This window comes from Chryseobacterium sp. FP211-J200, from assembly GCF_001643375.1.
Lineage (GTDB): Bacteria > Bacteroidota > Bacteroidia > Flavobacteriales > Weeksellaceae > Epilithonimonas > Epilithonimonas ginsengisoli.
Genome location: NZ_LSHB01000003.1, coordinates 33,666 through 46,452, shown reverse-complemented (window position 1 = coordinate 46,452; position 12,787 = coordinate 33,666). Strand labels below are relative to the sequence as shown.

Genomic DNA, 12,787 nt, shown 5'->3' with positions numbered 1-12,787 from the left:
AACGATTCTCTATTATAAAAAGACCGCATTTATGCGGTCTTTTATTTTAGTCTTATCTTAAATAAATCAACAAAAAACAAAAAACCTCAGAAGGATTCTGAGGTTTTTTTATTCTATAATAAATCGATGGATTATATCCTATTACTTCCCAAACAATCCACCACCCATTCCAGGCATATTTGGCATTTTGCTCATCATTTGCATCATTTGTTTACCTTGAGGACCTTGCATCATTTTCATCATTTTTCCCATTTGGTCAAATTGTTTCATCAATGCATTCACATCTTCCAGTTTTCTACCTGCACCTTTAGCAATTCTTTGCTTTCTTGAAACATTGATGATAGAAGGTCTTCTTCTCTCATCCGGCGTCATAGAATGAATGATCGCTTCGATGTGTTTGAAGGCATCATCATTGATGTCCACATCTTTGATTGCTTTTCCAACACCGGGAATCATTCCCATTAGATCCTTCATATTACCCATTTTCTTGATCTGATTGATCTGCTTCAAGAAATCATCAAAACCAAATTCATTCTTGGCAATTTTCTTATGAAGTTTTTTCGCTTCCTCTTCATCAAACTGTTCCTGAGCTCTTTCCACCAAAGACACAACATCTCCCATTCCAAGAATTCTGTCCGCCATCCTTTCCGGGTAGAAAAGATCCAGAGCTTCCATTTTTTCTCCTGTTGAGATGAACTTGATGGGCTTCTCTACAACAGAACGAATTGTCAAAGCCGCTCCACCTCGCGTATCACCATCCAATTTCGTAAGAACAACACCGTCGAAGTTCAGAACATCATTGAAGGTCTTCGCTGTATTCACAGCATCCTGACCTGTCATAGAATCTACAACGAACAAAGTCTCGTTCGGTTGGATCGTACTGTGAACAGACTTGATCTCGATCATCATCTGCTCGTCAATTGCCAAACGTCCTGCCGTATCCACGATCACTGTATCAAAACCATTCGATTTTGCATAATTGATTGCGTTAGATGCGATAGAAGTTGGATTTTTATTTTCAAGCTCCGTATAAACTTCAACATTGATCTGGCCACCAAGAACTTTCAACTGATCGATTGCCGCAGGTCTATAAACATCACAAGCTACCAAAAGTGGTTTTTTGCTGCGTTTTTGTTTCAGATAATTGGCCAATTTTCCTGAGAAAGTTGTCTTACCAGAACCTTGAAGTCCAGCAATTAGAATAACGCTTGGTTTTCCGGAAAGATTGATGCCTTCTTGGCTTCCACCCATCAATTCCACCAACTCATCGTGGACGATCTTCGTCATCAATTGTCCCGGAGTAAGAGACGTCAGAACGTTTTGTCCCAGCGCTTTATCTTGCACGCGTTTCGTCAGGTCCTTTGCGACTTTGTAGTTCACATCGGCATCTACGAGTGCACGTCGGATTTCTTTTACAGTTTCTGCAACGTTGATCTCGGAGATCTTTCCGCGACCGGAAATATTATGAAGCGCCTTATCTAGCTTATCTTGTAAACTGTTGAACATAACTTTGTGTAATATATTAAGGTTGCAAAAATAAGAAAATTTAAACAAAGGTAATAGACTCGGCCATCACTTATCGATCATCATTTATCATTTATTTTATTTGACTCCGTCGAACCTGAAGGTTTGGGCAGCTATATCCGTCTTCCGCTCCCAATCTTTTTTGCTCCACGCTTTCAGATAAGTTGAACGCGAGTCCAAGCAAAAAAGGATTTCCGCTCAAGCCGGGCTGCAGATTCAAGATAAAACGAACCTTGTCTAAATGTATAATGTTTGTTATTTAAATTCGGTTCGAGTTAGGAATTATAAATTACAAAGAAAGCCTTGTAAAGGCGAACTGTTAATAGAAATAAGTAATCTATAGAAGCTAAGCTCCAGAGGAGCGACCTGTAAAAAACGTCTATTTAAATAAGAATATAAATAGCGTCTCATCGTAATGTTTAATTATTTTTTACGATTATTATTTTTACAAAAATATTATTTGAATTAAAATAGATTTTCGATTTTCCCTTAGATTTTTAACAGGTCGCACCTACGGAGCTTTGCGTGGTTTGATGATTGGTTTTCTATTAACAGTTCATCGCCCTGCGGTTTTAGATTTACAATGGGATTATTACCCGGATTTGGATGAATGTGATTTACGTTTCTAAACTTCAACACATAAACTTCCATCATCCAACCCCTGACTTCAAACTTAAAATGTTTACTTTTGCAAAATGAATCCAATATTGGCCCTTTTAATTATTGTTTGTTCAATACTTATTCTCAATATTATTGTCTATTATCTATTTTCAAACTTCTTGATAAAGCGCAATGATCCGGGTTTGAGATTTTTAGGATTTAACTTGTTGAAAGATCTAATCTGGGTGGCAGTGATTTTATTTTTTATAGACAAAACAAAAGTTAATTTTTTATTTTTAAGCTTAATTTTTTTAGCAAGTTCCTTTATTTTGTATTATTTTGTCATTATAAAACTCAATAAATCATAGGATTATAGATTTGATAAAAATCATATAATTTAGTTTTTCTATCCATTATAAATCAATATATTTGCAAACCGATAAAATGTGTTATGAAGCAAAGAATTAATCCAATATTTTTTACGTTTTTGTTCCTCTTTTCAAGTGTTTTTGTCTCTGCTCAGCACGAAGTTGCTCACCAAGGGGAAACGGCAGAAATAGAAAAAGCTGAAAAATCATTTGATGCAAAGAAAATGATAATGGAGCATATCGGCGATTCCAACGAATGGCACTTGGTAACTTTGAACGAAGGAACAGCCGAGGAAAAACATATTTCGGTTCCTTTGCCGATTATAATTAAAGATCAAACAGGAATTCACACATTTTTATCATCTTCCATTGCGCACGGTCACGAGCACGATGGATACACGTTGCACGAAGGACAATTGGTTTCTACCAAAGGTTTGGAAAAAGCAACATTATTCGGATTGATTGGGGGCAAGCAAGATTCTGGTAAAGTTTTCTATGATTTTTCCATTACCAAAAATGTCTTCGCAATGCTATTGTCAGTTATTTTTATGCTGATTATTTTTATCGGTATGGGAAGAAGTTATAAGAATTCTTTGATGCCAAAAGGAGCGGGCAGAATTTTAGAACCTATTGTCATTTTTATTAGAGACGAGGTTGCGATTCCAAATATTGGATCATCCAAGTATAAAAGATTTATGCCTTATTTATTGACGGTATTTTTCTTTATCTGGATTAATAACTTATTCGGATTGATTCCGTTTTTCCCTTTCGGAGGTAACTTGACTGGGAACATCGCAATTACAGCGGTGTTGGCAATCATTACTTTGTTGATTACGCTTTTCAGCGCAAACAAAGATTATTGGAAGCATATTTTTATGCCGCCAGTTCCAATTTTGCTTTATCCAATTATGGTTCCTATCGAAATCATCGGGGTGTTTACAAAACCATTTGCTTTGATGATGCGACTTTTTGCAAACGTAACTGCGGGTCACATTATGATATTAGCAATTATTTCATTGATATTTATCTTCAAATCTCCACTTTTGGGATTTGCATCGGTGCCGTTGGCTTTGTTTATTTCAGTTTTGGAATTATTAGTAGCCGTTTTGCAGGCTTATATCTTTACGGTTTTGTCCGCATTATTTATTGGTATTGCAGTACAGGACCATTCACACGAACATTAATTATATTAAAAAGAAACATATTTTAACCTAAATAATTTTATTATGGATTTAACAACTGGAGCAGGATTAATCTACGTAGGTATCGGTTTAGCAGTATTAGGCGTAGGTCTAGGAATTGGTAAAATCGGTGGACACGCAATGGATGCTATCGCTAGACAACCGGAACAAGCTGGTAAAATTCAAGGGGCTATGCTAATTGCAGCAGGTCTTATTGAAGGAGCTGGTCTTATTGCGATTATCTTTGGTGCATTTATCAAGTAATCCTTTACAATCAAATCTTAGCAAGACGGTTGGTTTTGCTAAGATTTTTTTAAATTCAAAAATTATTTATAATTAATAAAAAACTCATATTATGATAGAACCAGGCATAGGTTTATTATTTTGGATGACGCTTACATTTATCATCCTCTTGTTTTTATTAGCAAAATTCGCTTGGAAACCAATTCTGAATGCAGTGAACGATAGAGAAGTTTCTATCATCGATGCTCTTAATCAAGCTAAATTGGCTAAACAAGAAATGGCTCAGTTGAAAGAGGATAACGAAAGAATCCTTCGTGAGGCTAGAGCTGAGAGAGATGGTATCTTGAAAGAAGCTAGAGATATGAAAGATAAGATTGTAAATCAAGCTAAAGACAGCGCAAAAGTTGAAGGCGAAAAAATGATCGAAGCTGCTAGACAATCTATCCAGACTGAGAAAAATGCTGCAATGGCAGATATCAAAACTCAAATAGGAACTTTGTCTGTAAGCATCGCTGAAAATATCCTTAAAGAGAAATTGGATAACGATGACGCGCAAAACGCTTTGGTAGAAAATATTCTTAACAAATCTAACCTTAACTAATCCGGATGTTAACATCTAAAGTAGCTAAAAGATACGCTCAGGGTCTATTGGATTTCACGCAGGAGTCTGGTAACACAGATGCTGTTTTCGGTGAGATGAAGGATATTGTGAAAATCATGTCTTCTTCCAAAGAACTGAATCAGTTTGTGAATACACCGATCATTGATGCAAAAAAGAAAGAAGCGATCGCTTTGGAGATCTTCAAAGATTTTTCTCAAGTTTCTAAGAATATCATCAGATTGGTCATCAAGCAAGGCAGAGAATCTCAGCTTAGAAATATTGCTCAGGAATTCATCAATAAAGTGGAAGACATCAAAGGTACTCAACGTATCTCTTTGGTAACAGCTTCGCCTTTATCACAGGAAAATATTCAGAAGATCATTACGGATTCCAAAATGGTAAACGTTTCTAACTATGACTTGGAAACTATTGTAAAACCAGAGATCTTGGGAGGTTATATCCTAAGAGTGGGAGATCAGCAGATCGATGCATCAGTAAGAACAAAGCTGGGCAATATCAAAAAAGAATTTCAACTTAATTAAGAAAAAACAACCATATAATGGCAGAAATAAATCCGGCAGAAGTATCAGCGATACTGAAGCAGCAATTAGCAAATTTCGATACTCAATCTAACGTAGAAGAAGTTGGTACTGTTCTTACGATAGGGGATGGTATTGCTCGTGTTTACGGTTTAGAAAACGTACAGTACGGAGAATTGGTAAGATTCCAGGCTGGAGTTGAAGGTATCGTTCTTAACCTTGAAGAAGATAATGTTGGGGTTGCACTTCTTGGTGAATCCAAATTGGTAAAAGAAGGTGATACTGTAAAAAGAACAAACAGGATCTCTTCTATCAAAGTTGGTGAAGGAATGCTAGGTAGAGTTGTAGATACTCTAGGTAATCCTATCGACGGTAAAGGACCTATCCAAGGAGAACTTTACGAAATGCCATTGGAAAGAAAAGCGCCGGGAGTTATCTTCCGTCAGCCGGTAACAGAACCACTTCAAACTGGTATTGTTGCTATCGACTCCATGATCCCTGTAGGAAGAGGACAAAGAGAGTTGATCATTGGTGATAGACAAACTGGTAAAACAGTTGTGGCTATTGATACCATTATCAATCAAAGAGAATTTTATGATGCTGGGCAACCAGTATATTGTATATATGTTGCAATTGGGCAAAAAGCGTCAACTGTAGCACAGATCGTTAAAACATTAGAGGACAAAGGTGCTTTGGCTTACACGGTTATCGTTGCAGCTAATGCTTCTGACCCGGTTCCAATGCAGGTTTATTCTGCAATGGCTGGTGCATCTATCGGAGAATTCTTCAGAGACTCTGGTCGTGCAGCTTTGATCGTTTATGATGATCTTTCAAAACAAGCGGTTGCTTACCGTGAGCTTTCTCTACTATTGAGAAGACCACCGGGACGTGAGGCTTATCCTGGAGACGTTTTCTACCTTCACTCAAGATTGTTGGAAAGAGCAGCGAAAATCATCAAAGATGATACAATTGCAGCTCAGATGAATGACTTGCCAGAATCTCTAAGACCATTGGTAAAAGGTGGCGGATCTTTGACAGCACTTCCGATTATCGAAACTCAGGCTGGTGACGTTTCTGCGTACATCCCGACAAACGTAATTTCGATCACAGATGGTCAGATCTTCTTGGAGACAGACCTTTTCAACTCAGGAGTTCGTCCGGCGATCAACGTTGGTATCTCTGTATCCAGGGTTGGTGGTAATGCACAGATCAAATCAATGAAAAAAGTTTCTGGTACACTTAAATTGGACCAGGCTCAATATAAAGAATTGGAAGCGTTTGCTAAATTCGGTTCTGACTTGGATGCTGCTACTATGGCGGTAATCTCAAAAGGAGAAAGAAACGTGGAGCTTTTGAAGCAACCAGTTAACTCTCCACTTCCGGTAGAAAATCAAGTAGCGATGATCTACGCAGGAACTGAGAATCTATTGAGAAACATCCCTATCAAAAAGGTGAAAGAATTCCAGGTAGAATATGTGGATTTCTTGAAAAACAAACATCCAGAAGTAATGGCAGCTCTTAAATCCGGAAAAATTGATGATCAATTGACTGGCGTTTTGAAGCAAGTAGCGACAGAACTTTCTGCGAAATACAATTAAAAAATAATGTAACAGTAAAACAGTTTAACAATTTAGCAATATGAATTGTTAAATTGTTAAACTGTCAGATTGATACATTGTTAGATTAAAGATTATGGCAAACTTAAAAGAAATACGAGGCAGGATTACATCTATATCTTCTACGATGCAGATTACAAGCGCTATGAAAATGGTTTCCGCTGCGAAACTGAAGAAAGCGCAAGATGCGATCGTAATGCTAAGACCTTATTCTGAAAAACTTCAGGAGATCATACAGAATGTAAGTGCGGCGTCTGATGCAGAGAACATCTCGGAATACGCATTGGAAAGAGAAGTCAAAAAAGTACTTTTTATCACCGTGACTTCCAACAGAGGTTTGGCCGGCGCTTTCAACTCATCTGTGATCAAAGAACTCAACATCCAGTTTTCTGCAAACGAAAACACGGAGATAGAAGTTTTGACAGTAGGTAAAAAAGCCTTCGATGCGGTGAGAAGAAACAAAACAGTTTACGAAAACCACAGTTCACTTTTCGACAATCTTTCTTTCGATCACGTTTCAAATATGACGGAGAAAGTGATGTCAGACTTCAAAGCGGGCAAATTTGATAAAGTCTATGTTGTTTACAACAGATTCATCAATGCTGCAACGCAGGAAGTAGTGACAGAGCAGGTTTTACCAATTTCATCAGCTACAGAAGAGAAAGCTGGTTCAGCAGATATCAATGTAGATTATATCTTCGAACCGGGCAGAAAACAGATTCTTGACGTGTTGATCCCAAAATCTATCAAGACTCAGATCTTCAAAGCCATTCTAGATTCCGTAGCATCAGAACACGGTGCAAGGATGACAGCAATGCACAAGGCGACCGACAATGCAGACGCACTTAGAAGTGACCTGAAGATCTTCTACAACAAAGCAAGACAGGCAGCCATTACCAACGAAATATTAGAAATTGTTTCCGGAGCAGAAGCGCTCAAGAACAGTTAATAAAGATAAAGTTAAAGTTAGTAGTTAGTTATAAAAAGTATTGAGGGTCAAACTTCAGTGCTTTTTATTATTTAGGGCAGTTTGTATTTGGGCAGCTTTTCCGCCTTCCACTCCCAATCTTTTTTGCAGACGTTTTCCATTAAGTTGAACTTAAGCATACGCAAAAAAGGATTTCCGTTCAAGTCGGGCTGCGAGATTCCACATAAAATCACGATTTCAATCTAAAAAAAACATTTTGCTTGTAAAAATTCCCATCCTCTGGAGGGGATTCAAAAATTCGAAGAATTTTTGACGGGGTGGTTTATCTCACTTCTAACATCTAATTTCCAAGTTAAAAAAAATATCTATCTTTGCACAGATTGTATATAACAACATTAAATGGATTCTGATAGTTTAATCAAACTTCTCATAGCATTATTTTTAGTTCTTCTAAATGGCTTTTTCGTAGCCGCCGAATTTTCAATAGTAAAAGTACGTTATTCCCAAATTCAAGTAAAAGCCGCTGAGGGAAACGCTGTAGCCAAGCAAGCAGAAAACATCATCAAGAATCTTGATGCCTATCTCTCTGCAACGCAATTGGGGATCACACTCGCTTCCCTTGCCTTAGGTTGGGTAGGAGAGAGTGCCTTGCATCACATTATAGAAGCCACATTCCAGTCGCTGAGTATAGAATTGGCTGCCGCAACGGTAACCACCATTTCTGTAGTTTGTAGTTTCTTGTTGATCACGATCATGCACATCGTCTTTGGAGAGTTGGTTCCTAAATCAATTGCCATCAGAAAGTCAGAAGCGACAACACTTTTCATCGCTTATCCATTGCACGTTTTTTATAATGTCTTCCGTCCATTTATCTGGTTGATGAATTCATTATCGAACGCGTTCTTGAAATTGATCAAAATATTTCCAGCGTCGGAACACGATATTCACTCAACAGAAGAGTTGCAGCTATTGGTAAAACAATCAGCGGACAGTGGCGAAATTGAAGAAGAAAATTACGAGATCATCAAAAATGCATTCGATTTTACCGATCACAATGCAAAACAAATTATGATCACGAGACAAAATATCTCGTCCATCGATATCAATGATGATCCGGAAGATATCATCAATCAGATTATGGAAAGCGGCTATTCCCGAATTCCGGTTTACGAAGGTTCTATCGATAATATTATTGGGATTTTCTACACGAAAGAAATCATCAGAGAGTATATCAAAAGCAAAGGTCAAGTTTCCCACGAAAGTCTGAGAGGCTTTATGAGAGAAGCATTCTTTGTGGTTGGTAGCAAAAAAATATCTGACCTTCTGAAAGTTTTCCAATTGAAGAAACAACATTTGGCAATTGTCATCGATGAGTTTGGTGGAACGGAGGGAATCATCACACTTGAAGATATTCTTGAAGAATTGGTTGGAGAGATCCAGGATGAAGAAGACGAGGAAGAAAAGATCGTAGACAAAGTTGGTGAAAATATCTATTGGGTAAAAGCAACACAGCCTTTGGACGAGATCAATGAACAGCTTCCGAAAAATATTCCGCCATCCGAAGAAGGAGAATATAACACGCTTGCAGGATTTATCTTGAATGAATTGCAGGATATTCCAGAAGAAAATCAAGAATTCGATTATGGTAATTACCATTTCAAGATCTTGAAAATGCAAAACAAAAGTGTAGAATTGGTCGAGCTTTTATACGATAAACCATTTTTAGAAGATATAACAGACGAGATCACTGAATAAAAAATGAACGTTATGAAAATCTACAACAACAGATCTTATGACGAGCCAAAACGCCAGTACGAAGAAGATGTATTGGTCTTGGAACAAGAAGACGAAATCTATAAAATCGTCCTTCACAACGACGACGTCAACACCTTTGATTTCGTGATCGAATGTTTGATAGAGATCTGTGAACATACTTTGGAACAAGCAGAACAATGTACGATGCTGGTTCATTATAAAGGAAAATGTACCGTAAAGACAGGCGCTTTGGAAAAATTAAAACCGATGCATCAGGCATTGTTGGATAAAGGACTTAGTTCCGAAATAGTATAAATTAGAACGATTGCTTTTGCGGTCGTTTTTTGTTTTAATTAAACATTAAACTTCTGCCTCGGCAAATTGATCTCGTGAGCCTGAGGATAAGGCTTTCGGGAAGTCATACTCACATCTTCTTTGATCTGCTTGTGGACATCGTACTGTTTTTCTTTGTCATAGGCGTAGCGTGGGTCAGGAATCATTGGCATTTTGGCCATTTTATGGATTGTGATGGTCGGAAAATGATAATCTACTTCCACCGTTCCCAACAAAAGATAACAGCCACCACCCTGAAATTGATGTTTTTCCAAACTGTCCGGAAAATGAGCGGTGTCAAAATAATCGCCGTTGACATCAACCCAGGTTCCGAAAAACATCGCTCCTTTTTTGGTTGGAACGTGTTTTCTGGAAATCAGATAAGCCAACATTTTCACCTGACTTTTATGAAACTTCAGCAAATCTTTTACGAAAAAATGACCTCTGAATTTGGTTTGTAACAAGTCAAATGGACTACACGAAACAGGAAATCCTATGATTTCAACTTCATCAAACGCGTCTTCAAACTGTTCTCTTTTCAGTTCTGGAAGTTTAAAGTCGTTGGCCGGTTCATCGAAAAGAGCGATATTTCTGTTCTCAATTTTATAATTGATTAATAATAATCTCGCTTCCACCAAAAGTTCATTTTTTGGTTTTCCTGTAAATCTGAAAGCACCAATGAAAATCAAGGTTTGAATGGTTTCAATCCCGATCGGAATGCGTTTGATGAAGTTGTCCAAAGATTTGTAATCACCACTTTTTTCCCGTTCTTCAGAAATGATTTGAGCCACTTTTGTTTCCAGCGATTGCAAGACCATAAAACCCAGATAGATTTCTTTCCCTTTCAAAATCGTTTGATATTCGCTGTTATTCACACAGGGATTCTGAACATCAGCACCAGACATTCTTGCTTCGTGGATGTAAACTTCCGTCCGATAAAAACCACCTTGATTATTGATGACCGAAACCATAAATTCCAACGGATAATAAACCTTCAAATACAAGCTCTGATAACTTTCCACCGCATACGAAGCTGAATGCGCCTTACAGAAAGAATAGCCCGCAAAAGATTCGATCTGTCGGAAAGCTTCCGCAGTCATTTGTTCCGAATGTCCTTGGTCTTCCATACAAGATTTAAAGAAATTAGATTTTACTTCATTTAATTTTTGAATTGACCTTTCCTTTCCGCTCATCGCTCGTCTCAAAATATCACCATCTGCGTGAGAAAGTCCACCAAAATACTGGGCAATTTTTATCACATCTTCCTGATAGACCATAATGCCATAAGTTTCCTTCAGATTTTCCTCAAACACGGGATGAAAATATTCAAATTGGTTGGGATGATTGTGCCGGAAAATATATTCACGCATCATCCCACTTTGCGCAACGCCAGGTCGAATGATCGAGGAAGCGGCCACCAAAGTTCTGTAATTGTCACATTTTAATCGTCTTAATAAGCCACGCATTGCTGGACTTTCGATATAGAAACAGCCGATTGTTTTTCCAATCGCTAAATATTCATTGCAAACAGATTCATCTTTCGAAATAGAAGTGTCCCGAATATCAACCTCAATTCCTCTGTTTTTTTTGATTAATTCTACCGTATCATTAATGGTTCCCAGACCGCGCTGAGAAAGGATGTCAAACTTTTCCAGACCGATGTCTTCCGCCACATTCATATCAAACTGAGCAATTGGAAATCCTTTTGGTGGCATTTCCAATGCTGTATAAGTTGTGATTGGTTCTTCAGAAATCAGAATTCCACAAGCGTGCATACTTCTTTGATTCGGAAATTTCTCCATTAATATTCCATATTCCTGAACCAACTTTACAATCGAGTTTTGGTCGTGGTTTTCCATCGATTTGCCAGCCAAATTATCTAATTCTTCTTTGGGCAAACCAAACGCTTTTCCTACTTCCCGAAAAATCGATTTATATTTGAATTCCACATTGGTCCCGCAAAAAGCAACGTGGTCTTTTCCGTAGGTATCAAAAATATATTGGATGATCGCATCTCTATTTTGCCAACTCCAGTCGATATCAAAATCGGGTGGCGAAGTTCGGTTAAGATTTAGGAATCGTTCGAAATAAAGGTCGAGTTCTATCGGACAGATATCTGTGATCCCAAGACAATAACTGACAATGGAATTAGCACCACTTCCTCGCCCGACGTGCATAAATCCCATCCTGTTACTGTACTGGATGATGTCCCAAGTAATAAGAAAATACGCTGAAAATTTGAGTTCGCCAATCACTTTTAGTTCCTTTTCAACTCTTGTTCTGGCAACTTCGTCATTTGCTCCATATCGTTTTTCCAAACCTGAATAAGCGAGTTCGGTCAACAATTTCATGTCTTCTTCCGGAGATTTTGTGAAATATTTTTTGTTCTTGTTTTCAGTACTTCCGCGTTCTTTATAAATAAATTCAAAACTACATTCATCGAGGATTTTTTTTGTGTTATTAATGATTTGAGGAGAATGTTCAAATGATTTTATTAAATTAATTTCAGGTTTGAAATGTTCTGATTTTCTGCAAATCTCATCTTCAGAGAGTTTGGAAATCAAAGTATTTCCGTCAATCGCTCTCAAGATTCTATGAAGATTATATTCTTTTTTCGTACTGAAAGTGACAGGCTGAAGAACAACCATTTTATTGATTTTAGCTTTAAATTCCGGTCTAATCAACAGATTCAATTCTTCTTCACGGATTCCTATGAACTCATTTTCTTTTAGGGTTTCAGGAATATTTTGAATTGGATAAATCACGAATACTTGATTGTAATTCGGAGCCGTTTCGGAAAGTTCAATTCCGTCACAATTATGTTGAGTCAAAATTTTATTCACTTCTCCAATTCCGCTGAAGTCCTTGGCGATAGCAATATATAAGAGTTTATTTTCTTTTCTCACTTCAATACCAGCAATCGGTTTGATTCCGGCTTTTTCACATACTTTTTTAAAATCATAAATCGCAGTCACCGTATTGATATCGGTCAAAACCAATGTTTTGATTCCTAATTCGGAAGCTTGCTCTACCAGATTTTGAACCGATAAAGTGCCGTAACGAAGGCTGTGATAAGAATGACAGTTGAGATACATTTAA

General features: G+C 37.5%; 10 protein-coding genes. 8 read left to right on the top strand and 2 right to left on the bottom strand.

From position 1 onward, the window contains the following. Positions 1–141 precede the first annotated feature (141 nt). On the bottom strand, positions 142–1,506 hold the full coding sequence (gene ffh, locus AXA65_RS01070) for a signal recognition particle protein (RefSeq protein WP_063968286.1): 1,365 nt from the start codon (positions 1,504–1,506) through the stop codon (positions 142–144). A gap of 1,069 nt (positions 1,507–2,575) precedes the next feature. Here ffh and atpB point away from each other — a divergent pair. The 8 genes from atpB (at position 2,576) to AXA65_RS01025 (ending at position 9,670) form a co-directional block, all read left to right on the top strand. After that, positions 2,576–3,676: a F0F1 ATP synthase subunit A gene (atpB, locus tag AXA65_RS01060; RefSeq protein WP_063968284.1), complete on the top strand. Its 1,101-nt coding sequence runs from the start codon at positions 2,576–2,578 to the stop codon at positions 3,674–3,676. A 42-nt stretch (positions 3,677–3,718) separates the two neighbouring features. Further along, the gene (locus AXA65_RS01055; RefSeq protein WP_063968283.1) at positions 3,719–3,937 is read left to right on the top strand and encodes an ATP synthase F0 subunit C; all 219 of its coding nucleotides are present in this window, start codon (positions 3,719–3,721) and stop codon (positions 3,935–3,937) included. Positions 3,938–4,028: 91 nt separating this feature from the next. Further along, positions 4,029–4,517, top strand: coding sequence for a F0F1 ATP synthase subunit B (locus AXA65_RS01050; RefSeq protein WP_063968282.1), 489 nt, complete (start codon positions 4,029–4,031; stop codon positions 4,515–4,517). 5 nt (positions 4,518–4,522) lie between these two features. After that, the gene (gene atpH, locus AXA65_RS01045) at positions 4,523–5,059 is read left to right on the top strand and encodes an ATP synthase F1 subunit delta (RefSeq protein WP_063968281.1); all 537 of its coding nucleotides are present in this window, start codon (positions 4,523–4,525) and stop codon (positions 5,057–5,059) included. Between the two features lie 17 nt (positions 5,060–5,076). Continuing rightward, complete coding sequence (atpA, locus tag AXA65_RS01040) at positions 5,077–6,654, top strand: F0F1 ATP synthase subunit alpha (protein ID WP_063968280.1); 1,578 nt, start codon at positions 5,077–5,079, stop codon at positions 6,652–6,654. 94 nt (positions 6,655–6,748) lie between these two features. Then, positions 6,749–7,621, top strand: coding sequence for an ATP synthase F1 subunit gamma (atpG, locus tag AXA65_RS01035; RefSeq protein ID WP_063968279.1), 873 nt, complete (start codon positions 6,749–6,751; stop codon positions 7,619–7,621). Between the two features lie 378 nt (positions 7,622–7,999). Then, complete coding sequence (locus tag AXA65_RS01030) at positions 8,000–9,355, top strand: hemolysin family protein (RefSeq protein WP_063968278.1); 1,356 nt, start codon at positions 8,000–8,002, stop codon at positions 9,353–9,355. Between the two features lie 12 nt (positions 9,356–9,367). Then, entirely contained in the window at positions 9,368–9,670 is a 303-nt protein-coding gene (locus AXA65_RS01025; RefSeq protein ID WP_371131541.1) for an ATP-dependent Clp protease adaptor ClpS, read from the top strand. Positions 9,671–9,708: 38 nt separating this feature from the next. On the opposite strand, the gene AXA65_RS01020 is transcribed toward AXA65_RS01025, so the two are convergent. Continuing rightward, complete coding sequence (locus AXA65_RS01020; RefSeq protein WP_063968276.1) at positions 9,709–12,783, bottom strand: DNA polymerase III subunit alpha; 3,075 nt, start codon at positions 12,781–12,783, stop codon at positions 9,709–9,711. Between the last annotated feature and the right edge of the window lie 4 nt (positions 12,784–12,787).

Excerpts from the sequence above, each read along its gene's own strand:
- ffh (WP_063968286.1), bottom strand. The coding sequence starts at position 1,506 with ATGTTCAACAGTTTACAAGATAAGCTAGATAAGGCGCTTCATAATATT.
- atpB (WP_063968284.1), top strand. The coding sequence starts at position 2,576 with ATGAAGCAAAGAATTAATCCAATATTTTTTACGTTTTTGTTCCTCTTT.
- AXA65_RS01055 (WP_063968283.1), top strand. The coding sequence starts at position 3,719 with ATGGATTTAACAACTGGAGCAGGATTAATCTACGTAGGTATCGGTTTA.
- AXA65_RS01050 (WP_063968282.1), top strand. The coding sequence starts at position 4,029 with ATGATAGAACCAGGCATAGGTTTATTATTTTGGATGACGCTTACATTT.
- atpH (WP_063968281.1), top strand. The coding sequence starts at position 4,523 with ATGTTAACATCTAAAGTAGCTAAAAGATACGCTCAGGGTCTATTGGAT.
- atpA (WP_063968280.1), top strand. The coding sequence starts at position 5,077 with ATGGCAGAAATAAATCCGGCAGAAGTATCAGCGATACTGAAGCAGCAA.
- atpG (WP_063968279.1), top strand. The coding sequence starts at position 6,749 with ATGGCAAACTTAAAAGAAATACGAGGCAGGATTACATCTATATCTTCT.
- AXA65_RS01030 (WP_063968278.1), top strand. The coding sequence starts at position 8,000 with ATGGATTCTGATAGTTTAATCAAACTTCTCATAGCATTATTTTTAGTT.
- AXA65_RS01025 (WP_371131541.1), top strand. The coding sequence starts at position 9,368 with ATGAAAATCTACAACAACAGATCTTATGACGAGCCAAAACGCCAGTAC.
- AXA65_RS01020 (WP_063968276.1), bottom strand. The coding sequence starts at position 12,783 with ATGTATCTCAACTGTCATTCTTATCACAGCCTTCGTTACGGCACTTTA.